We start from the raw sequence: 22,223 nt of genomic DNA on the forward strand, positions 1-22,223 counted from the left end.
AGAGGTGAAACATGGAAGGATTCAAACCTGAAAACAGTTTCCGCGGCGACGTCGCCAAACGCTATGACGACAACCTACGAGGTGACGAAGAGGAGACGGTCGCCTTTTTGGAGGAACTCGCGGCCGGTAAGGATTGTCTCGAGTTTGCGGTTGGCACCGGACGCATCGCACTGCTGCTTTCTGCGAGAGGACTTCGCGTCGACGGCATCGAACTGTCGCCCGATATGATCAATGTGCTGCGCGCCAAACCCGGCGGTGCGAACCTGACAGTCGTTAATGCCGACATGACCTTGGCAGACATGGGTCGCCGCTATGGTCTTGTTTATCTGGTCTTCAATTCGATTGGCAACGTGATCACCCAGGATGGCCAGGTCGAATGCTTTGAGAACGCGGCCCGGCATCTCGATGAAGGCGGTCTGTTCGTGCTCGAGTGCCGGATCCCAACGGCGCCCAAACGGGAGGGTGAAGGATTTGTCGACGTGTACAATATCGGCACCACATCGGTTCACCTTGCCACCTGCCGATACGACCCTGTCAGCCAGGTGCTCGATCTCTCGCATATCGATCTAAGCAACGACGGAATTCAAATGGTTCCGCTCAGATTGCGACTGGCGCATCCACCGGAGTTCGACCTGATGGCGCGCTGCGCGGGCCTCAAGCTGGATCGGCGCTATGGCGGCTGGAGGCATGAGCCGTTCGACGCGAGAAGCTGGCGTCACGTGAGCGTTTACCGGAAGGCGTAATGGCGACAGCAACGGGGCTTGTGTGCGGCCCGACCTGTACATGCCTACCTTTTGCTCGTCGACGAAGACCGACAGGCAGCCTCGGCGTCAATGTTATGGACTGCCGGGCTAGGTGGCCGATCCATGTCGGCCGCAATGTCGGCGCTGAAGGTACGCGCGCCATCCGCGCTTCGTGGTTCGTCCGACCGAGCCGATCCGAACTGAGCTGAGCTGAGCTGAGCTGTCGAGAAGCCGCCACATACGAAAAGTTGGCCACGGGCTGGGAAACGACATCAAAGGAAACAAGAAGGATGCTTGCACGTGCTTCATCTACAACGAGAAATGAAAACTTCCATGCGCCCGACAATCGGCCGTCTTGATACCCTTCGCGACGAGATCGCTACGCTGGCCGCCGAGCACAAGGCCGAGGGTGACACGATGCGTAGACTACCGACGCCTCTGGCAGAGGCGTTCGTCAGGCACGACGTTTATCGCCTGCTGCTGCCACATGATCTCGCCGGCTCGGCGGTCGACCCGCTCGATTACCTACAACTCATCGAGGACATCGCCCGCGTTGACGGGTCGACCGCTTGGTGCCTGGCTATCGGAATCGGCTCTGGTCTCTACGCCGGTTATCTGCCGCCCGAGCGGAGCAGGAAGATGTTTGCGGATCCGGATTGTTGCATTGCAGGCGCCTATGCGCCGATTGGGCGTGGCATATCCGTTCCCGGCGGATATCGAGTGAGCGGCCATTGGGGCTGGGCAAGCGGTGTCGATCAGGCACGCTGGATGGTATTCGGCTTCACGGTGGGCGAGAGCGGCCGCATGAATGGCCTCCAGGCTCTTGCGCCTCGCGAGACATTCCGAATCCTGGACACATGGCATACGAGCGGCATGCGCGGCACTGGCAGCAGCGAATATGAGGTTGAAAATCTGTTTGTGCCCGCCGGGATGACCTTCCAGATGTTCATGGGCAAGCCACTTCACTCAGCCCAGATATTCAGGCTGCCAGGCGCCTTCTTCAGCGCTATCGTCGCTACTGTGGCGGTCGGCATCGCGCTTGGCTCGATCGAGGCGCTGACGGAGCTCGCGGCGATCAAGCGCGGGCCTGCCGGGCGACCGTCCCTACGTGACCAAGCCTTCGCCCAGTATTCTGTCGCCAAAGCGCAGGCGCTGACCGAATCCGGCGGCGCATACCTACGCCGATCAATTGCCGATATCTGGGCAGCTGTCGGCGGCGGTGACGAAATCAGCCTGGAGCAGCGGACCCATGCCCGGCGCGCCTCGGTGCATGCTGCGGAAGCCAGCGTCGAAGCCGTTGATCTCTGCTGCCGAGCAGCCGGAGGTCACGCACTTTTGGAATCGCATCCTTTCGAGCGAGCACATCGCGACGCCCATGCAATCATGGGGCAAATCGTCCTGCAGCGTGTCGCCATGGAGGATGCTGGGCGGGCTCGTCTTGGGTTGCCTCCACTGTCGCCGACTTTTTGAGGTGGGCAAAGCCTTCTTGGCCACTGAAAGGTCCGCATTTGGAAATCAGCCGAGGCAGCCCAGACGACCGAGATAGGGCGCAAAGCAGCGGTCGCGTCGTGATAGTGCCGAGCCAGCGACCTTGATGAGCGCGTGCTCCATGGACGCAAGAAAGATGTCGACCTGTTCAGCCCTGCAGACGAGCGGCGGGCGCACTTTCAATGGATCCTCCTTGGCCCCTGTCGTGCTGATCAGCACACCGTCGTCCCGCATTGCATTCACGACATCCAGCGCCATTGGCATGCCGGCCTGTGCTTCACGGCCTCCTGCAAGAGATAGAATAGCGAATAGATGTTCGCGCGGAAAGTGCGGTCCCATTCCTCGGCTGTGATATCCTCCAGCTTCTCGAAAGTCGCCTAATGCGTGGCGTGTTGACCAGGACGTCGAGCCGTCCGCATTCGTCCATAGCCCGTTGCACCAGCGAGCGCGCAAAGCCTTGGTGGCTGATGTCGCCGCGCGCGATGACAGGTTTCCGTCCAGCTTTCTCGGGGCGCCGAGATCGTCTCGACTGGGTTGTCGCTGAAACTTTGCCTGCTCGCCGGGATCAAAGCCGAAGTGTCTATCCGCGCGGCCAGTGCCATGGCATGGGCACCGCGGCGCCGTGGTAGCGCAACCGGCGACAATGACGCGCACGCTGGACGCGAGCCGCTGGCTTTACGGCAAGCGCAACCAGGCGAGCGACGCGATTTCGCGCCGGGTAAGATGGCGCGCGGAACCCGCCGCCAGAGGAGTGATGGCCGACAGGCCAGAGGGGGTCGTCGTGCGTAAGAGCGGCGACGTTGCGTTTCGGCCGGCAATTCCGTGGCGCCCCTCCTCGGACAACACAACGGGCCCAATCGATCCCGGACGCCGACCGGCCAAGGCGGATATACGCTTCCGCGGGTGCGATCCCCTCGCAAGCTGCGTTGGATGAAGAGATCTTCCGCACCCTCACACGCGGTCTGCGTTACTGATCTTTGGTCCTGTCATCCACGGCGGTGCGGCTGGCACGTGCTCAATGAGGCCGATCTTGCGGGCCCAAGTCGTAAAGGCCTTGCGCGCGACCTCGACAGGCTTCCGACCGTCGTAGGCGGAGTAGCACGCCTCACAGGCCGCCGCGTGAAGGAGGCCCCGTCTTTCGACAGGCCATTCCTCTAAGAACTCAATGGCATCCACGACGCAGTCGATCTTTTGAATGTAGCTAGTTTTTCCTACGAAAACTGGCTGCTTGAAAGCATCACTTTGCATAGTGACCTCCCTTCAACAACTGAACCTGGCGATGGTTTCCGCAGATGCACTGCTCGTACTCGAACCGCTGAATCCAACTGGACACAAAAAAGGTTGGAAGCACCTCTTTTTAATTCAAGAGCAGCTTGGCAGGCGACCGCCAGCAGCATCTCGACGCGACATTTGGCACCGAATGGCAGGCCCTGCCGCGGCGATTTCTAAGAGCGAACGGCCAGCGGCACCAGGCCCTCGTGCCCCTCGCCGAGGTAGCAGACGACCCGGTCGCCGACGCGCTGGAAATTGAGATCGACCTTCGCCTCGCCCACGGCTAAATGCCGGATGACGATGTTGTCGATGCCTATCGGTAGTCGCGGGCGTTCGACATTGATCTCGCCCTTCCAGCCATCGATGCGGATCCCCAGACAGGCCTGCAGCATCATAAAAGCCGAACCGGCAGACCACGCCTGCGGCAGACAGGCAACCGGATAGGCGATCGGCGCGTCCCCGATGGCGCGCGTAAAGCCGCAGAACAGCTCCGGAAGCCGCATGTTGAACTGGACCGCCGCCTCGAACATGCTGCTCATGAGCTTCACGACGCTGGTGCGCTCCTGGTAGCGGGCGAGCCCCGCGGCACAGATTGCGGTGTCATGCGGCCAGATCGAGCCGTTATGATAGGACATCGGGTTGAACGGAAGCTCATCGTCGGCCAAGGTGCGAACGCCCCAACCGCTGTGGAGATGCGCCGACAGCAACTGCTCGGCAATTGATCGCGCGCGTTCCGCCGATGGCAACCCGACATAAAGCAGGTGACCCGCGTTGGAGGCGCGCACCGCGCATTGCTTGCCTTGCCCATCGATTGCCAAAGCGTAGAAGTTTCGCTCCGGCATCCAAAACCGCGTCTCCACCGCGCTGCGGATTTTTTCTGCCATGGCGCTCCAGTGCGCTGCCTTGGCGGCGTCGCCGCGCCTTGCCGCCAGCCCAGCCATGCCCTGATAGGCTGCGAAGACATAGCCTTGCACCTCGACCAGGGCGATTGGCCCTCTCGGTATCGTGCCATCGGCATGGAAGATCGCATCGGCGCTGTCCTTCCAGCCCTGGTTGAAAAGCCCGGTATCTGCCGCCCTGCTGTAGGTGACGAAGCTGTCCCCGTTGCGAGCTCCCACCTCCTCCATCCATCCGATTGCTGCGCACAGCGAATCCCACATGCGATCGACGAATTCGTGGTCGCCGGTGCGATCGGCGTAGCAACAAGCCAAGTAGACATAGAGCGGAGTGGTGTCGACGCCACCATAGTAGCGGCCGAACGGCAGCTCGCGCAGAATAGCCATCTCCCCCTTGCGGGTTTCATGCATGATCTTGCCGGGCTCGGCATCGTCAAATATCGAGGTCTCTGTCGACTGATAGCGGGCAAGGAACGCCAGGACGCCGCGGGCGAGCGCCGGGTTCAGCCACAGCATCTGCAAGGCGGAAATGACGCCGTCGCGGCCAAAGGCAGTCGAGAACCAAGGAATCCCGGCATACGGATATGGTCCGGTCTCCAGATCCGTGGTCAGCAACGCAATGTCGGCGCGTGTACGCGTGAGCCAGTCGTTGAACACGCGGCCGGAGCTGAACACAGTGGCGCCGTGTCGACGCTTTGAGCGCATGGCAAATCGCGCTCGCGCCGCGGCAGCGCGGAAACGATCGCTGGATGGGATCTCTTCGTTGTGACCGACCTCCAGATACAGTGCTCTTCTGTCGCGCCTTTTTACCAGAATGAGGAACTCGGCGTGATCGGCATGCACCTGATCGGGCCGCAACGAAAACGCGATGACGGATTGGCGCGAAACATTGTCGAGGCCCTCGTACCGGAACGTGACGCTCGTCTCGCCGACCAGTGCATCATGCGCGCGACCACGGCGGCTTCGAGTGGTGCCACGCACCTCGAACATGTCACGGAAATCGGCGTCAAAGTCGAAACGGACCGGCAGCAACACCTCCCGTCCGGAGTAGTTCGAGAATGTGATTCGCTCGAACATGCGATCTTGCCAGATGAATCGGGTCCGCTCGATGTGAACGACGCCCGGTAGCGTTTCGCTGCCGTCTGGTCCGATGGTGGCCAGATTGGTCAGATTGGCGCTGAATAGAATGTTGTCCTGCGAGAGCGAGGCGCCAAGCAGCGAGGGCATGCGGCCGCCGACGAATAGACGGAAGCGCGACAGCACACGCGTATCGTCGCGGAAGAGCCCGTCGCCAGTGCCACGTATGTCGCCATAGCTGTCGGCGACGATGAAACAGTCCTCATGCTTCAGAGCAAATTGCCGGTGCGGCTCGCGCGGTGCCGATTCGTCGAGCGACGGGAGAGCCACCGCTGGATTAAGCTTGCGTTCTTCGACTTCAATGGTCATGTCAGCCCTCCTGTTCAGAAGAGACTTGGGCGGCAGAAACGCACGGGGTCCCATACGCCTGCACCGAAGCATCCTTCATCAACAGCATCTCGCGTCAATCCCGCACTCGAGTGCGGTCGCGCAAAGCGTGGTTCGAATTCTTGGCGAATAATTGACGAACGTCTATTTTGGCCAGGTCAAAAGCGGCGAAGCCATCGGCTCTAAGCCGCCGGCCCGGTCTCGGCCAGGACCATCGCAGCCGCATCTTCAGCAAAACCATTTTGAGACCCAAGTGCACGTCGCTTGCCGGCCGCGAGCGAGCGGTAGACCGCCATGTAGTCGCGGCACATACGCCCAACCGTGAACCGCTTTTCAAAAGTTTCCCGCACCCGTGCACGATCAAGATATCCTACCCGCCGTACGGCCTCGACAGCTTCGTCCACACCTTCCACGATCAGACCGGATACACCATCGTCGATAACCTCTGGAACGGCGCCACGATTGAAGGCTATGACCGGGGTGCCGCAGGCCATCGCCTCGATCGTTACGAGGCCGAACGGTTCGGGCCAGTCGATCGGAAATAGCAGCGCCGTCGCATTGCCCAAAAATTGCGCCTTCTGCCGCTCATCGATCTCGCCAATGAACTCGACCTTCGAATGTCGAAGCAACTGGGGTTCGACTTTCTCACTCCAAAAGGATTGATCTACCGCGTCGATTTTGGCCGCGATCTTTAGCGGCATTCCGGCTCGCCCAGCGATTTCCATCGCGACTTCAGGCCCTTTTTCCGGGGAGATGCGGCCAAGGAACGCCAGATAACCCGAGGCTTTGGGTTGGAAGCGGAGAATGTTCGGCGGCAAGCCATGGTAGACGGTTCCGAGCCAATTGACCGGCGGCATGGGCCGGCGCTGGTCATTGGAAATCGAGACCAGCGGAATGTCGTGGAACATCGCGTAAAGCTGCGCCAGGTCCGGAAGGTCGAGCCGGCCATGAAGGGTCGTAACGGTTCGCCGCGCGAACTCACGGATTATAGGAAAGTGTAGAACATCGACGTGAAAATGCAGCACGTCGAATTCATCCGCCCGTCGGCGAACCTGTTCCAGCATCATGACGTGGTACGGGATGTGATTATGGGCGTTCGGGTTCAGGCGTAGTGCGGTGTCGCAACACGCCACCAGTTCGGCCGAAGTGTTTGAATCGCCGCTGGCGAACAACGTCACATCGTGGCCCTGTCGAACGAGCTCTTCGGTCAAGTAGGAAACGATCCGCTCGGTCCCGCCATAAAGCTTGGGCGGAACCGACTCCATCAGGGGTGCGATCTGGGCTATCTTCATCTGTGCACTGTCGCTCAAGAGGTTGAGACGGCCACGAAAAGCGATTGCCCCTGCCGCTCGATGCGGAACAGGATTGGCTTGTTCTGCTGCCGGGATTTTGTCCACTCCTCTCGCACATCCGAGGGCTGGGTAACCGTCAGGTTGTTTGCCGAGACGATCACATCGCCGGGCTTTAAACCGTTTTCAGCGGCAAGACTGTTTGGCGCCACTTCCTGGACGAACACGCCGGTGGTACCCGGCTGGAGACCGAGTTGCTGGCGCGCTTCGTCCGGAATGGGGCTGAGCGACAATCCAAGACGTTGGTCCGCCGCTTCCGGACCCGGAACGGCACCGGTCTGCACCTCCTCGTCCTTGCGTTGCCCGACCGTCAGCTCCACCTCCTGCTGGGAGCCGCCGCGGTTCCTTGTCAGCGTCGCTTTCGACCCTGGCTTTTCGTTCGCCGCCGCAAGCGTCAAGTCATGGACGCCCTGGATGTCCTTGCCGTTGAACCGGGTGATTACATCGCCCGATCGTAAGCCGGCCTTCTCCGCCGGACTGCCGGGCTCGACCGAGGCGACCAACGCTCCCTTGGTGCCCGACATCCCAAGGGCCTCGGCAAGCGACGGGGTCACCTCCTGGAGGCGCACACCGATGAAACCGCGCTCGATACGACCGGTGCGGATCAGCTGTTCGGCGATGCTCCGTGCAGTTCGGGACGGCACGGCGAAACCGATACCTATGCTGCCGCCTGACGGAGAGACGATGGCCGTGTTGACGCCGATCACCTCGCCGCGCGCGTTAAATAGGGGGCCGCCGGAATTGCCTCTGTTGATCGAGGCGTCTGTCTGGAGGAAATCGTCATAAGGGCCGGCTTGGATGTCGCGCGAGCGGGCGGAAAGAACGCCGACGGTGACTGTTCCCCCAAGTCCGAAGGGACTGCCGATCGCGATGGTCCAGGCACCCGGCTGCATTGCGTCTGAGTCACCCCAGGCGGTGGTCGTCATGTTGGGGCGTGGCTCGATCTTCAGCACCGCGATGTCGGTGGCCGGATCGCGGCCCACCAGTCGCGCGGGCGAAGTCTCCTTGTCGGAGAACACGACGTGAATCTCGGTTGCACCGGCAACGACATGATTGTTGGTGACGATGTAACCCTCGGGACTGATGACAAAGCCAGAGCCCAGCGCCTCTCGCACCTGCGGCTGCACCTGTCCGCGGCTGTCGAAGGGATCGAGAAAGTCGTTGAGGGTCGTTTGGTCCTGGATGATCTGCCTGGTCGTGATGGCGACCACCGCCGGCAGCTTTTGGCGCACGATCATGCTGAAGTCGTTTGGGATTTCCTGTGCTGAAACCGGAGCAAAGCCGCCAGCTGAGAGCATTAGCGCTCCCGCGACGAGGCCAATGCACAGCCGCTTCCTGGATATGTAAGACATGATCGGTTCTCCTGTCCGGACCGCGCCGGCGCCCGCGGCACGTTGCCTGCTAAGTGCTCGAACTGAGATTGAAGCCGATTGTTTCACCGGCCGGAAAATGTTGATTGCTGGTTGAACATGTGCCTTTGCCGGGCCGTTGAAATTTGGCCGAAACTCTCCAAATTTCAGCCGGTGGAAATCACGAGCCACCAGGGTAACGTCAACAGAGGAGCCTATTGAAAGCGGAGGACCATCGATGGAAGGAGCCATTTCGACGAGTTTTCCCCCAGTCGGGCCCGAGGGTCCTGATGTTTTTCTTGACCGGTTGCTCCATCCGGCACGGCATTTCGAGCGGCCTCAGGACGTGCTGGCCGACATGACGCTCGACGCCGAGGAGAAGCGTGCAATCCTCTCGTCATGGGCATCGGATGCTTGTGCAGTGGAATCGGTGCCGGCGCTGCGCATGCCGCCCGGAGCCACCGAACCGGTCAGCTTCGATGCTATCGTGGACGCATTGCGCCAGTTGGATCAATGCGAGACGCTTCCCGCCGTCGGTCGCAGTCATGAGATCGACATCGCGGCCGCCGGATTCACAGCATTGGTCGATCGACTTTGAGGGAACGCTGCCCCTTTTTGGAATCCGAGGCCCTATCCGCTGGCGAAGAATTCGCCAGCGGATAGCACCGAGCGCGTTCTTCCCGCCATTCCCCTATATGTCGGGGTCTTGCCTGAAAATTTTCCTATCGTCCTCTTGAACGCGGAACTCGCTGTTCTAAATCGACAATCGCCGGTCGCCTGAGGGGGCCGGCACTAAGTCAGGAGGCGTCAAGGCTCTCTTGGCGTCTTCTTGTATCCATGTTGCTCAAAGGAGGATGTGGCTATGAAGACAAACCTCGATTTTACCCCGCTGTTCCGATCCAGCGTCGGCTTCGACCGCATTTTCAACCTGCTTGAAAATGCGAGCCGTGTCACCGCGATAGACAATTGGCCGCCCTACGACATCGTCAAGACTGCTGAGGACGACTATCGCATCACAATGGCGGTCGCCGGTTTTTCGCAGGATCAACTGACCATCACTCATCAACCGAACTTGCTGTTTGTGAGCGGCTCGCAATCGGGTGAGGACAACGGCCAGTATCTTTATCGCGGTCTTCCCGGGCGCGCCTTCGAGCGGCAGTTCGAACTGGCAGACCACGTGAAGGTCGTCGGCGCCAGCCTGGATAACGGGCTGCTGAACATCGATCTCAAGCGCGAGCTTCCCGAAGAGATGAAACCGCGCCGAATCGCCATCGCCGGCAGCACGGCCCAGGCGAAGCCACGGCAGATCGAAGCCGAGAAGAACGCCGCCTAAGTCGGAGAGAATCAGACGCGACAGGCACCGGCGATCGTCCGGTGCCGTGCGATGAACATGGAGGTGAATGAAGATGAACATGCGTGACCTTATCCCGTGGGGCCGCAACAACAACCAGGCCCCGAGCATCTATGGCGGTGGCGATCCCTTTCTGTCGCTTCACCGCGAGGTAAACAGGCTCTTTGACGATATGTTGAAGAGCTTCGAGACGCGTTTGCCCTCTATGGGGCAGCTCTCGTCTTTCGACAACGGCTGGCCGAAGGTGGAGATTTCGGAGTCGGATAATGAGCTTCGCGTCACCGCCGAGGTCCCCGGTATGGAAGAGAAGGACATCGAAGTTCTGCTCGACGAAGACGTGCTGACCCTGCGTGGCGAAAAGCGGTCGGAGACCGACGAGAAGGGCTACTCCGAGCGCTTCTATGGCCGCTTCGAGCGGCGCATACCCCTCGGCTACGAGGTCGAGGACGACAAGGTCAAGGCGTCCTTTGCCAATGGCGTCCTGACCCTGACGCTGCCGAAGGACCCTAACGCGCAGTCGAAGGTGAAGCGCATCCCGATCACCCACTGACGCATGGAGCAAGCCGGAGGGCGGCAGGCCGCCGCCTCCGGCGCATCCTTCGCCAAAATGGGAGGGATGAGAGATGCAGAAGCTAGAAAGAGAAGTCACACAAGCCGTAGAAAATCTCGTGCCGGCAAACGACAACCGCGGGCGAGCGCTGTCATTCGGCAGATCCGAGTTCCCGCATGATGCGGTCGCACGGATCTACAAGCCTTGCCGCTCAGTCATGACCTCGGGCCGCGCAAGGCCGAGAGGCTGGCGATTGGTGTTCGAGCGGCGTGCCGCGCCGGTCATCGAACCGCTGATGGGCTACACCGGAAGTGGTGACACGCTGACCCAGGTGGAGCTTGATTTTCCGACGCTCCAGGCGGCCATCGACTATGCCCCACGCCAAGGCCTTGCCTATACGGTGCAAGGAGGCCCGGTGGCGGAAAAGTCCAGTGTTCAGCCTTCCGAGGCCGAAAGGCGACTACAGGCCGGCGCAGACGTCGTCTTGAACCGCCTACAGCTGGCCTTGCTGCAGAGCAGCCATGGCGGGGTTTCGCAGGCGCCGCATTATGGACCGGCTCTGACGGACCCGGAGGTGCTTTATGCGTCGCCGATGGACGTGGTGGCCGATCCTCTTCTGACAGCCGACGAGAAACGCGCCATCCTGCGCAACTGGGCATGGAATGAGTATCTGGTTGACCTCGCCACCGCCGAGGGGATGCCGGAGAACGCGCGTCCGACACGGCTCGACGAAGTGGAATCGGCCCTGCTCGCACTGGAGCCGGTTATGGCGACGAACCTGGCCGTTTCCATTCCTGAACAGAAGCAGAAGGCAGTGTGAGGTGGCACCATGGATCCGCTGATCGTGCTCGATTGTGAAAACGCCGTGCCGAACCGTTTCGCGCTGGCCGTCGCGGCGGCCGGGCGGGCTCGTGCGCTCAGCCGGGGCGCCGAGCCTCGCCTGACCAGCGACGTGACAGTGCCCGTCGAACTCGCGCGATCGATGATCCCGTCTATGATCCTGAAGAAGCTGTCCGCATCGAAGGAAAGCCAGCTCAGAAGGGCGCTACGGGAGCTCGGTCGGATCGACCGGTCGCTCTTCATGACCGAATGGTACTGAAGCAGAGGAGGCTATGATTCGCCTGGTCCCAATCCCCCTATGACGCGAGGCACGTCCGTGGCAGAATTTTGGCATGGCACGCCTGCGCCCACTGCTGGCATTTTTAGCGCTCTATGCTGCGATGTATGCAGCATTCGGGACAGCGTCCCCGTTCTGGCCACGGTATTTTGAGGCACGTGGCCTGACACCTCAAGAGTTGGGCATTCTGTTTGGGTTAGGCAACGCAGCCCGGCTGATTGCCGGACCGCTCGCCAATCGAATTGCAGACATTTTCGGCGCTCTCCGTGTCACCCTAGCGGTCTGCATCGGGATCGCGGTGGCGGCGACGCTTGGGCTGGCTGCCGTGCAGGGTGTCTTTCTTCTGCTGATCGTTTATCTGGCCCAGTCAGCCGGGCTGGCACCGATCACAACCCTGGCCGACGCACTTGCGGCGGGCGCGTCGGTGCGCGAGCCCGGTTTTGAGTATGGTTGGGTCCGGGGTGCAGCATCAGCGGCCTTCGTTGCTGGTACCCTCGCGGCTGGCCAGGTGCTCGGAGTTTTCGAGCTGGATGCCATTATATGGATGTACGCGGCGCTGCTCGCCGCAGCGCTGGCCGCCGCCGCGCTGGTACCGGAAGCAGACACTAGAGCCGAGCGGGCTGCGGACCCGGTGGGGCAAAGCGTAATCGGCGGGCTACGTGAATTGCTCGATCTCCCGACTTTCCGGCGCATCGTGTTGATTGCAGCGCTGATCTATGGCAGCCATGCGATGCATGACACGTTCTCGGTCATCCGCTGGACTGCGGCCGGGGTTGGCACGGCTGCGAGTAGCCTACTTTGGTCGGAAGCCGTCGCAGCAGAGGTGGTAGTGTTTGTTTTGGTCGGGCCGATCCTGCTGCGCCGGCTTGGCGTGGCCGGGGCCGCCGCTCTGGCGGCGGTCGCCGGAATCCTGCGCTGGGTCGTGGAAGCGGAAACCGCATCGGTCTGGATACTTGCGCTCGTGCAGCCGCTTCACGGCATTACGTTCGCACTGCTGCATCTTGCGTGTATGCGTGTTATCGCCAGCAGCGTACCTACACACCTTGCCGCCACGGCGCAGGCCCTTTACGCGATTGGCCCGGGGCTCGCCACCGCGGGCCTTGTCTGGGTATCAGGTCAGCTTTATGGAGCCTATGGTCCGCCCGGGTTCCTCATGATGGCAGGACTTTGTGTGCTGTCCCTTCCGCTAGTGATTGGACTGCGCGAAAGGCCCCCATCACCGGATTGAGAGGCACACCTGCCTTGTCCCCGCCGCATCGGCATAACCCAGGTGGCCCCGCACTTCCGCACGCGCCGGAATGCCGCCGAAGATCGCGGCCAAGATAGACGCGGTTAAATCGTTTGGGGGTGACAGGGTCGAACCGCAGGTGCTTCAGCATTCAATTGTCGAGTTCATGGGCGAGATCAATGAGCGGCAGAAGGCGGCAGTGCGACAGCGCTCAGAGGCCGAACGGTGCCGGCCAGTTGATGGGAACAGCAACGGCATCCGTTAAGCCTTCAGACCCGGTGCCGTTCCGGAAGTCATCGATGATATTGTGGTCGGACCGATCGTAGCCAGCGTCGACGAAGCTGTGGAGGCTCGACGGCGGATGGCTCGTCTCGACCGCGCACGGGTCCGGGAACTATTGAAATGCGGTCTTGGTCGGGCGCATGTGTCGCAACGGTATGGCGATCTACCGCTCGCTCGCAAGCAACAAGTGATTCGCAAATTTGTAGGTCGGAGACAAATTTCGGGGGGAACAATGGTTCCTTATTGTCGTTCATTCGCCGCCCGGACGCAGTTGTGGCTGACCCGTCCGGTCGCTCGTCTGCCGCTCGACTTTGGCAAGCGAACTGTCGTTGGACGACGAACATGGAGGAAACTATGATACGCACCGTTATAGTCGCCGCCGCACTGGTAGGCTTGTCGGGTGCTCCCGCAATTGCTGCGACGCACTATTGGGTCGCCAAGGACACGAGCACCAAGACGTGCACGGTGGTCTCTATGAAGCCGGACGGAGTTAAGATGACGGCTGTCGGCAAGAAAACCTACTCGAGCTATTCCAGTGCAGACAAAGCTCTGAGGGCATCGGCCGCGTGCAAGAGCTGACAAGCATATGTTCGCCCGTTGGTAGCGGCGACCGCTATCCCGGTGGTTACGCGCTCCTGAACCGCTGCGGCGTCAGTCATTTGCTGTCTGCCTCCCGCCACCGATAGCCGCACCGCGGTGACGGTAGAAAATCTCTCCACGCCTTCAGCCCGCGACCCGCACTGAACCGCGCGCCCCACCCGCGCAGCGGGTTCGTTCTGCGACCTCCTTGGTTCCTCTTTACGCAGTAAAGAAAGTCCAGCACCTCTCGCTTTCGAGCGTTGGGGGCCGCATGCCCCAGTTCTTTGCTGCTGATGCCCGGTACGATCAATTCGTTTGAATGGGATACGCCGACCCTAGTTGGTCAGTTGTAGCACTGTGAACTTTCGAGCGATTTCCTGGAACACGTTGGGGAGTTTGCTCGGGTCGTTAACGGCATAGTAGTTGCTCGGGTCAGTGGCGCATTTTCCGTAAAGTGTTCTGTTGGCCGCGGTATCGGATTGCAGGGTGATCGTGTAAATCTGGACCTGCTGCGCTTTCAGCTTTTGACAAACGTCCAGGGTCCATCGGTCGACCATGCGCGCCGCGTCCGTCTGGTTGCTCGAACCGAAGCGGCCCGACGACAGAAAGCCATATGACGTGTAGTCCGACTTCTCGGGTTCATTGCTGGCTCCAAAGACAACATTCTCGCCGTCAGTCAGCAGGACGACGATCTTGCTCGTGTTGGGTGCCTTCCATGCGGCCCCGTCGGTGTAAGGTGCGTCCGGCGACAGCACCCGCATACCCCAGGAGAGCCCTTCGGAGACATTGGTGCCAGAGCCATTCCATTCTTGCATCTGGGCGGCGGCGGTCCGCAGTTTGTCGAGGTCGGTGCTCAACGGGACCACTGGCGTTGGGCAAGCTCGATTAGGGCCGACGGTAAGTGGCCCTTTCTTATCGTTGATCTTTTTCGCTTTCGGGTTCTTATATTTGGCAATTTTCTTGTCTTTTCCCTTCTTATCCGCGCCGTCCTCAACCTCATCGGAGAGATAGGAGTTGTTGTAGATCTTGGTGTTGTTGCCATAGCTGGCCGACGGATCCGTGGCTTCGCCGGGGTCGTCTGGAGCGAAATAGGGCACGAACAAGGTCTCGGCATAAGCCTGGTCCGGCGCGATGTCGGAAATGCCGGCACTTCCTGAACGGGCCTCGACGCAGCCCTTCCAGCCTGTGCCCTTCCAACCGGTTCCCTCGGCCAGGTCCCTGAATAGATCCATGTGATTGACGCGCTTGCCATCGGGCAGCAAAGGGAAGTTGACGCCGTTGGTCGGCGACCTGCCGTCCATGTCGATCCACGTGGGGTCAAACTCGTCGCCGTTGATGTTGACTGCGGTGACAAAGGGGACCAGCGCAGCACTCACCTTGCGGTTAGGTGACTTTGCTCCCTCCAGGCTATCCAGCAGCGTCTTGGTGGCGTCCCGAAGAGCCTTGATCTTGGCCCCTGCCATGGATCCGGTGTTGTCCAGAACGAGTACCACTTCGAGATTGTTGGTTGCCTCTACCGCGCCCGAGTCAACCTCGATGCGCTGGTTGGCACCAAACAGAAAAGCGAAATTGAGGGCAACATCGGCGGAAGCAACGGCTTTGGTGTTGATGTAGTTCAGACCCTTGTCGACGGAAAAGGTCACTCTCGCATTCGAGAGTTCGCCGTGGTTGGCTACGTTCGCCTGAAAATAGCGATCAAAAAGCTGCCTGCGGTCGGCTTCGTTATCCGACAGATGCGACGAGGCGAGAGTTGCAGCGTCCAGGGAGCTTTGAAGACTGACCTTTGCCCGCATTATGGTGGAGACGTCCGTCGCAAAACCTACGGCCGCCAGGATAGCGGGCAGCGCCAAGCCCATCAGAAGCGCGAAATTCCCGCTCTTGGAACTCCAAAAATCCTTAAGCACAGCAACCCCCGTCAAACCAGCCTCTTCGCTTTTGCACGAACTTGGTTGACGCGGGATTGAACAAGAGGCCCAGTTGTCGACAAAACCCCGGCTTGGTTAAAAAGCCCTTAGACCAACGCTGTCCAACACTCGCCAGATGCCGGACCAGTAAGCGGTGATCAATGACGCCAGCGACCCCGCCACATCGCCGCACCAAACATGCCGGGCCCGCTGGGCTTTCGCACGGCATCTGCAAAGCCGCGGCGCGCCGCAAGCTTGCCGGCGAGATCGGGATACTTGCCGGACGGGATTGCAAGAACGATCGCCTCAACTCCCTGCACGGCCTCCTCCTTGGAAGCAGCGGTGGCTCCGAGATCGCAGGCAAGATCGCGGATGGTCTCCGGCCTTTTCGAATTGGCGCGGTTGACCGCATGACCACTGGCGACAAGCTTTTGGGCCAACGTGACGCCGATCTCCGGCGCCGATGATTCCGATTTTCATCGGATGTCCTTTAGAGAGTGTGGGGGAGACTCGCTCGCCAAAAGAGGGTTCGTCTTTTGAATGGGCTCCGGTTGATGTCATGTCGGCAGCGGGATGATCTTAATCCACTTTAGCCCGGCAGTCCGAGCTGCTTTCGCAGGCTTTTGTCAAATGCGGATGCGGGGACGAAACGGCGTAGCAAGCTGACCTGGCGCGCCATTTTTCCCGCCGCATAGCGCCGCTTCGGGCTGGGGTCGGTCGCGGCCGCCAAAACGGTCTTGGCGACCACGTCGGGCGCGTCGCCTTTTTCCATCGCCTTCGCCACCGCTGCGTTCATTCCGGCGCGCGCGGCGTCATAGATATCGAGCGACTGATCCGGCCTGACAAGATTGCCTTCGAAAGAGGTGCGGGTATAGGCTGGCTCGACCAATGCGACGCGAATTCCGAAGGGTCGCAGTTCGTGGTCAAGCGATTCCGAATAGCCTTCCACGGCATGTTTGGTCGCCGAATAAAGCGCGAAATAAGGGGCGGGGATAAACCCCTGCACCGAGCTCAAGTTCACGATCCTGCCCTTTCCTTGACGTCGCATCGTCGGCAGCACAGCGTTGATCATCCTGATGACGCCGAAGACGTTCACGTCGAACAAAGCCTGGGCCTGCGCGGTCGAGGATTCCTCCGCGCCGCCGAGCAGGCCCATGCCGGCATTGTTGACGAGCAGGTCGATGCGCCCCGCTTCGGCCAACACATCATCGATCAGTTTTGCCACGGACGCGTCATCGGTCACGTCGCAGGTCAGCATCGTGAAGCCGTCGGATTTCTTGGAGACCGGGCGACGGCTGGTTCCGAACACGCGAAAGCCCGCGTTCTGCAGGGCCTTGGCCGTCACGTGCCCGATGCCGGAGGATGTGCCTGTGACGACGGCAACGCCGGGACTGGTCTTGTTCATGGAGGTCACCTTCTTTGGGTTGGACTTGTATTGGCAGAAGCCGAAAGGGCTGGAGCAAAAGCGTCACTTATGGCCGGCTCGACCCGTTCGCGCTGCGTGCGTCCCAGCGCCGGAACAGGGCGCTGGCATTGACGCCTCCGAATCCGAAGCCGTTGGCGAGTGCATACTCCACCTCCATCGGCCGGGCCTTGTTGGCCACGAAGTCTATTCCGTCACCTGCCGGATCGGGGGCGCTCAAATTAAGGGTCGGCGGTGCCACTTGGTCCCTGAGTGCCAGGATGGTGAAAATCGCGCCAAGCCCGCCGGCGGCCCCGAGCAGATGTCCGGTCGCCGACTTCGTTCCGCTGACAGCTATCGAGAAATCCGTACCGAAGACCCTCTTGATCGCTTCGATTTCTCCAAGGTCGCCCACGGGCGTGGAGGTCGCGTGCGCATTGAGATGGCGGATCTCACGCGGTGAAATGCCGGCCTGGGCAATCGCGATCTCCATGGCGCGGCGCGCGCCATCACCGTCCTCAGGACCGGAAGTGACGTGATGAGCATCCGCCGTCGTGCCGTAGCCGACGATCTCGGCGAGCGGCTCGGCGCCGCGCGCCAGCGCATGGCTCAATTCCTCGATGACCAGCAGGCCCGCGCCTTCACCCATGACGAAACCGTCCCGCGATATATCGAACGGACGAGAGGCCTGGTCAGGATGGTGATTGAAGGAGGTCGAAAGCGAACGTGCCGCCGCAAAGCCGCCCAGACTGACGACATTTATGCAGGCTTCGGTGCCGCCGCACACGGCGATGTCGGCTTCATCGGCGCGGATGATGCGAGCCGCATCGCCGATTGCCTGGATGCCGGCGGCGCACGCCGTAACGGGTGCGCCGATGTGGCCCTTGAAGCCGTAGCGGATCGAGATGTGGCCCGCCGCGAGGTTCACCAGGAACGACGGCACCGTGAACGGTGAAAGACGCCGAACGCCGCGATGGTCGACTGTCCGCACCGCCTCGGTTATGGCGGGGAACCCGCCGATGCCTGAAGCAATGATTGTCGCGGTGCGAACTCGATCAGTTTCCGAGACGGGCTTCCATCTTGCCTGGGAAAGCGCCTCGTCCGCTGCTGCCAGCGCTAGCAGAATGAAGCGATCGACTTTGCGCTGTTCCTTCGGAGCCAAGAAAGCACTCGGATCGAAGCCGGCTTGGGGGTCTTCTTCCAGGGAGGGAACCAGGCCGCCGACCTTCGCCGGCAGACTTTCCACCATTTCGTCAGGAAGCCTGCGAATCCCCGAGCAACTGGCCAGCAAGCGCGACCATGATGTTTCGACATCCGCGGCGAGCGGCGTGACCGCCCCCATGCCGGTGATGACAATGCGTCGCATTTTAGCTCCTATAGATTCGGGTACGTGGCCGGGCGTTGCGCACGCTATGACTGAACTGCGTACGGCACTCGATCACTATTGCCCGCTTGCTTGACGTCCGCCGGTAGATCGCGCGCGGCAAAGAAGCCGACATTTGCTCCACACTTCAGGCGGCGACCGCTTGGCGAACTTGGTCGGCCGCCGCATTCAGAAAGGCCTGGGCGAGGTGGGGATCATTTATAATGCGCGAGAGGACAACCGCGCCGACCATCGTCGATAGGATGGCCATGGCCTTTTCGTTGCTTTCCTCGCCGTCGGCCCTGGCAATCATGCCGCCGAGGGCTTCAAGGTATGTTTTAATCCCTGTTTCGAATGATGCTTTGACGTCGCTGCCCTGCCTGGCGGCATCCGAGCCGAGCGACACAACCGGGCACCCGTCCATCCTTTCCTCGCGATGATCCGCGCTGAGGTAAAACTCGATCACCGCACCCAACGGATCCTCGGGTTTCGACGCAGTTGCCTCCGCCCATCGGTGGGCAGCGCTCTCCATCGCTCGCCTGGACGCCTGCGCCGCCAAGTCCTCTTTCGATGCGAACTGTTTGTAGAAAGCGCCCTGGGTCAGCCCGGCGGCCTTCATCAGATCCTTGAGGCCGATGCCACCGAACCCGTGCTCGCTTCTGGCCGCGCTGTTTATCGCTACGCCAGCACTTGCCGAGGAAGCGCCGATCCTGAAGCGCCGCGACCGCACGCCGGTCATCACGATCCGCTCCGACATCAACGAAGCGACCCAGCCTCCGGAGGTCTCAAAGCAGATCATGAAAGCCCTTCAGCCGCTGATCGCATCCCTTCCGGCCGGCTATAGAATTGAAATGGGCGGATCGATCGAGGAGGCCGAGAAGGCCAACACTGCGTTGGGCAAGATCTTCCCGGCCATGATAGCCGCCATGTTGATCGTCATCATGCTGCAGATGCGATCCTTCTCGACGATGTTCATGGTCGTGCTGACGGCGCCGCTTGGCCTTGTCGGCGTCGTGCCCATGCTGCTTGCCTTCAACCAGCCCTTTGGCTTCAACGCCATTCTGGGCTTGATAGGACTGGCGGGCATCCTGATGCGCAATACGCTGATCCTGACCGAGCAGATCAAGGAGAACCGCGCCGCCGGCCTGGATGACTATCACGCCGTCATCGAGGCCACGGTGCAACGCGCGCGGCCCGTGATCCTTACGGCACTTGCCGCGGTGCTGGCCTTCATACCCCTCACCCACTCCGTCTTTTGGGGATCGATGGCCTATACGTTGATCGGCGGCACGGCGGTGGGCACGGTGCTGATCCTGCTCTTCCTTCCTGCCCTGTATACCGCGTGGTTCCGGATCAAGCCGGTGGCGGATCAGATCCACGAGGCTTCGACGCAGGAACGGGAACGGCACTTGGCAATGGCTGCCGAATAGGGTTCGCTTGTCGTACGATACGGGTCAAGTTTTCACCCAAAGGATCTACTCTGCGGGCGGTGCGCTGTGCCCTCCGTTTCCAGCTTCCTTAGACCGGAGCGGTCATAGCGCGATGCGCGAGAATCGCGGACGTCGCGCGTCACCGTGATCGGAGACTGCCTGTTCGCTCTGAAGCTGCTCGCGGCAGGAGAGGTGCACGCGCGTTTGTTTCCCGACCTCGCTGTCGATCCGGACATGTCCACCGGACTGGCTGACGAAGCCATAGACCTGGCTAAGTCCGAGCCCGGTTTCTTCGCAGTTTGCCTTTGGTGGTGAAGAAGGGCCCGAAGACCTGGGCGAGAACTTGTTTGTCCATCCGTGACCGGTGTCGCTCAGGGTCAGGCGAACGAAGGACGCGGCCGGCCCTTTCAGATCATCCTGATCGTCTGGCGCGTCGCTCGCCTCGATCGTGAACGTGCCGCTGTCCGCCATTGCATGTCGGGCTTTCACCGTCAGGTTGAGAATGGCGACGTCGAGCTGATTGGCGTCGAGCACAGGGCACGATAGGCCTGAATTACGACGAGCGAATATAGTTTGGGAACTGCTCGCTGATTACGTCAATAATCGAAAGCGTTCCGGACAAATGCCTGCGAAGGGCGGAAGCGGCGGCATCTGTGTCGCCGGAGCGGACGGCCTTCACGATGGCGCGGTGGTCCTCCAGCACCGTCTGCATCTTGCCCGGCATCGGCAGGTTGAGCCGGCGCAGCCGGTCAAGATGGACGCTCTGTCGCCGCACCGTCGCCCATAGCTCCAATATGCCGGCGCGCTCATAAATCTTGCGATGGAACTCCCGATCCAGCGAATCGAAGACATTATAGGTCTTGGGCGATGCGACGATCTCCTGGCGAGTCAGAATATCGTCAAGTTCGGCAGCCGTCTGAGCCGGGCTTTCGAGCGTCAGCCGGCGCACCGCCTCAAGTTCGACCGAAAGCCGCAGGAACTGCGCCTGCCGGGCATGCCGAATGTCGATGCGTGCGACCACTGTGGCATATTGGGGGTAAATCTCGACCATGCCCTCTTCCTGCAAGCGCATCAGCGCATCGCGCACGGGCGTCTGGCTGACACCGAATTCGACCTGCAGTGAGGCCCTCGAAAGCACCGTTCCGGGCGCCAGCTCCACAGTCAGGATACGATCTCTCAATATCTCGTGAATCTGCAGGGCGACCTGCCGCGACCGATCCAAGACTCTTTCGTTGGCCTTTGCGCCCATGATCCGACCACCCGTTTGCCGATTCTGATTTCAGTAGATCACAAAAAATCGATTGATGCACTGATGCATTAGTGTTTTAATGCGCCAGCCGTCGTCGGAGGACCGCGGCCAAGTGAAATTGCGCCAATCGCTCATTTCGGGAGGGAATCCATGCGATCCATCATCAGAGGCATCGCCGCGCTCGGCATCGCCATCGGCTTCGGCACATGCGCCCTTGCCCAGGACAAGACCGAGATTTCCATCACCCGCCAGCCCGGCATCCTCTATCTCGCCAGCCACGTCATGGAGACGCAGAAGCTGATCGAAAAGCATGCCGCTGAGGATGGCCTGAAGGACCTCAAGATCAACTGGCGCACTTTCAGCGGCGGCGGCGCCCAGACCGATGCGCTGCTTTCCGGCAATGTCGACATCGTCAACACCGGCACCGGCAACCTGCTGCTTCTGTGGGACCGCACCAAGGGCCGCGTCAAAGGCATATGCACCAACTCCGCCCAGCCGGTGATCTTCGTGTCGCGCGACCCGCACATCAAGTCGCTGAAGGACATCGGCCCGAACGACAAGATCGCCGTTCCGACCGTCGGCGTCTCGACGCAAGCGATCCTGTTGCAAATGGCTGCTGCCAAAATGTTCGGAGATAACGACATTCATCACTTCGACGCCAATACGGTCCAGCTCGGCCATCCCGACGCTATGGCGGCGCTCGCCAACCAGAAGCACGAGGTGAAGAGTCATTTCTCGGCGCCGCCCTATCAGTACCTTGAACTGAAGATGCCCGGTGTCCACCAGGTCACCAGCTCGCGCGACATCATCGGCGGCGATTTGAGCCAGGGCACCTTCTTCACCACGACCGAGTTTGCCGAGGCGAATCCGACGACCATCAAAGCGATCCGCGAGGCGACCGCTGACGCGATCGCCTACATCAAGAAAGATCCGAAAGGCGCACTCGAAGACTACAAGACCATCTCCGGCGACAAGACGAGCATCGAAGACTTGATGGCGATCCTCAAGGAGCCGCATATGATGGAGTACCGGATGGACCCCCAGGGCACGATGAAGTTCGCGGCGCACCTCTACAAGACCGGCACGCTGAAGACCATGCCGAAGGCCTGGACCGACTATTACCTCCCGCAAGCAGCCGACCTCAACGGCAACTGATCCTGGACAAGGGGCGGTCGTCTAGTTTGCCCCCCCTCGAAGAACCCGCCAC

Annotated in this window: 21 protein-coding genes and 1 pseudogene; 10 read left to right on the forward strand and 12 right to left on the reverse strand. The window is 60.8% G+C overall.

The genetic code is table 11. The features are described 5' to 3' along the window. The first annotated feature begins 11 nt into the window (after window positions 1-11). Together FJ426_RS26150 and FJ426_RS26155 are read left to right on the forward strand one after the other, a co-directional pair. Window positions 12-743 carry a class I SAM-dependent methyltransferase gene (locus FJ426_RS26150; RefSeq protein ID WP_140825605.1) on the forward strand — a complete coding sequence of 244 codons (732 nt, stop codon included), beginning with the start codon at window positions 12-14 and terminating at the stop codon, window positions 741-743. Window positions 744-1,064: 321 nt separating this feature from the next. Then, window positions 1,065-2,213, forward strand: coding sequence for a hypothetical protein (locus FJ426_RS26155; protein ID WP_140825606.1), 1,149 nt, complete (start codon window positions 1,065-1,067; stop codon window positions 2,211-2,213). Window positions 2,214-2,258: 45 nt separating this feature from the next. On the opposite strand, the gene FJ426_RS26160 is transcribed toward FJ426_RS26155, so the two are convergent. From FJ426_RS26160 to FJ426_RS26180, 5 genes are all read right to left on the reverse strand, one after another. Beyond that, on the reverse strand, window positions 2,259-2,489 hold the full coding sequence (locus tag FJ426_RS26160; RefSeq protein ID WP_348643712.1) for a hypothetical protein: 231 nt from the start codon (window positions 2,487-2,489) through the stop codon (window positions 2,259-2,261). Between the two features lie 693 nt (window positions 2,490-3,182). After that, window positions 3,183-3,479 (reverse strand): DUF982 domain-containing protein, encoded by a 297-nt coding sequence (locus tag FJ426_RS26165; protein ID WP_140825607.1) that lies wholly within the window; start codon window positions 3,477-3,479, stop codon window positions 3,183-3,185. A gap of 197 nt (window positions 3,480-3,676) precedes the next feature. Further along, window positions 3,677-5,845 (reverse strand): amylo-alpha-1,6-glucosidase, encoded by a 2,169-nt coding sequence (locus tag FJ426_RS26170; RefSeq protein WP_140825608.1) that lies wholly within the window; start codon window positions 5,843-5,845, stop codon window positions 3,677-3,679. A 200-nt stretch (window positions 5,846-6,045) separates the two neighbouring features. Further along, entirely contained in the window at window positions 6,046-7,155 is a 1,110-nt protein-coding gene (locus FJ426_RS26175; RefSeq protein ID WP_140825646.1) for a glycosyltransferase family 4 protein, read from the reverse strand. 14 nt (window positions 7,156-7,169) lie between these two features. Then, window positions 7,170-8,564, reverse strand: coding sequence for a Do family serine endopeptidase (locus FJ426_RS26180; protein ID WP_140825609.1), 1,395 nt, complete (start codon window positions 8,562-8,564; stop codon window positions 7,170-7,172). A 235-nt stretch (window positions 8,565-8,799) separates the two neighbouring features. On the opposite strand from FJ426_RS26180, the gene FJ426_RS26185 reads away from it, so the two are divergent. The 6 genes from FJ426_RS26185 (at window position 8,800) to FJ426_RS26210 (ending at window position 12,807) form a co-directional block, all read left to right on the forward strand. Further along, on the forward strand, window positions 8,800-9,159 hold the full coding sequence (locus tag FJ426_RS26185) for a hypothetical protein (RefSeq protein WP_140825610.1): 360 nt from the start codon (window positions 8,800-8,802) through the stop codon (window positions 9,157-9,159). 264 nt (window positions 9,160-9,423) lie between these two features. Further along, the gene (locus FJ426_RS26190; RefSeq protein WP_140825611.1) at window positions 9,424-9,894 is read left to right on the forward strand and encodes an Hsp20 family protein; all 471 of its coding nucleotides are present in this window, start codon (window positions 9,424-9,426) and stop codon (window positions 9,892-9,894) included. A 73-nt stretch (window positions 9,895-9,967) separates the two neighbouring features. Then, complete coding sequence (locus FJ426_RS26195; protein WP_140825612.1) at window positions 9,968-10,462, forward strand: Hsp20/alpha crystallin family protein; 495 nt, start codon at window positions 9,968-9,970, stop codon at window positions 10,460-10,462. 73 nt (window positions 10,463-10,535) lie between these two features. After that, the gene (locus tag FJ426_RS26200; RefSeq protein ID WP_140825613.1) at window positions 10,536-11,282 is read left to right on the forward strand and encodes an NADH dehydrogenase ubiquinone Fe-S protein 4; all 747 of its coding nucleotides are present in this window, start codon (window positions 10,536-10,538) and stop codon (window positions 11,280-11,282) included. A 9-nt stretch (window positions 11,283-11,291) separates the two neighbouring features. Beyond that, window positions 11,292-11,561 (forward strand): DNA-directed RNA polymerase subunit omega, encoded by a 270-nt coding sequence (locus FJ426_RS26205; RefSeq protein WP_140825614.1) that lies wholly within the window; start codon window positions 11,292-11,294, stop codon window positions 11,559-11,561. A 73-nt stretch (window positions 11,562-11,634) separates the two neighbouring features. After that, entirely contained in the window at window positions 11,635-12,807 is a 1,173-nt protein-coding gene (locus FJ426_RS26210) for an MFS transporter (RefSeq protein WP_140825615.1), read from the forward strand. A 1,196-nt stretch (window positions 12,808-14,003) separates the two neighbouring features. On the opposite strand, the gene FJ426_RS26220 is transcribed toward FJ426_RS26210, so the two are convergent. The 5 genes from FJ426_RS26220 to FJ426_RS26240 form a co-directional block, all read right to left on the reverse strand. Further along, window positions 14,004-15,587, reverse strand: coding sequence for a pilus assembly protein (locus FJ426_RS26220; protein WP_246675604.1), 1,584 nt, complete (start codon window positions 15,585-15,587; stop codon window positions 14,004-14,006). A 143-nt stretch (window positions 15,588-15,730) separates the two neighbouring features. Further along, the gene (locus tag FJ426_RS26225; RefSeq protein ID WP_246675605.1) at window positions 15,731-16,012 is read right to left on the reverse strand and encodes an NAD(P)-binding domain-containing protein; all 282 of its coding nucleotides are present in this window, start codon (window positions 16,010-16,012) and stop codon (window positions 15,731-15,733) included. A gap of 149 nt (window positions 16,013-16,161) precedes the next feature. Continuing rightward, window positions 16,162-16,977: an oxidoreductase gene (locus FJ426_RS26230; protein ID WP_140825617.1), complete on the reverse strand. Its 816-nt coding sequence runs from the start codon at window positions 16,975-16,977 to the stop codon at window positions 16,162-16,164. Window positions 16,978-17,044: 67 nt separating this feature from the next. Beyond that, on the reverse strand, window positions 17,045-18,340 hold the full coding sequence (gene fabF, locus FJ426_RS26235; RefSeq protein WP_140825618.1) for a beta-ketoacyl-ACP synthase II: 1,296 nt from the start codon (window positions 18,338-18,340) through the stop codon (window positions 17,045-17,047). Between the two features lie 145 nt (window positions 18,341-18,485). Further along, window positions 18,486-19,136: a TetR/AcrR family transcriptional regulator gene (locus tag FJ426_RS26240; RefSeq protein ID WP_246675606.1), complete on the reverse strand. Its 651-nt coding sequence runs from the start codon at window positions 19,134-19,136 to the stop codon at window positions 18,486-18,488. Between FJ426_RS26240 and FJ426_RS26245 the strand changes: the two are divergent. Beyond that, window positions 19,042-19,767 (forward strand): annotated as a pseudogene (locus tag FJ426_RS26245) (efflux RND transporter permease subunit); the annotation flags it as partial. The gene FJ426_RS26240 and the pseudogene FJ426_RS26245 sit on opposite strands and share 95 nt — an antisense overlap. Window positions 19,768-19,869: 102 nt before the next feature. On the opposite strand, the gene FJ426_RS26250 reads toward FJ426_RS26245, so the two are convergent. Then, window positions 19,870-20,301, reverse strand: a complete 432-nt coding sequence (locus FJ426_RS26250; protein ID WP_181176995.1) for an ATP-binding protein — start codon at window positions 20,299-20,301, stop codon at window positions 19,870-19,872. 19 nt (window positions 20,302-20,320) lie between these two features. Beyond that, window positions 20,321-20,989 (reverse strand): GntR family transcriptional regulator, encoded by a 669-nt coding sequence (locus FJ426_RS26255; RefSeq protein WP_246675607.1) that lies wholly within the window; start codon window positions 20,987-20,989, stop codon window positions 20,321-20,323. A gap of 177 nt (window positions 20,990-21,166) precedes the next feature. Between FJ426_RS26255 and FJ426_RS26260 the strand changes: the two genes are divergently transcribed. Next, window positions 21,167-22,171, forward strand: a complete 1,005-nt coding sequence (locus FJ426_RS26260; RefSeq protein ID WP_140825622.1) for an ABC transporter substrate-binding protein — start codon at window positions 21,167-21,169, stop codon at window positions 22,169-22,171. Window positions 22,172-22,223 lie beyond the last annotated feature (52 nt).

It is taken from the genome of Mesorhizobium sp. B2-6-4 (genome assembly GCF_006441495.1).
In the GTDB taxonomy this organism is placed as follows: Bacteria; Pseudomonadota; Alphaproteobacteria; order Rhizobiales; family Rhizobiaceae; genus Mesorhizobium.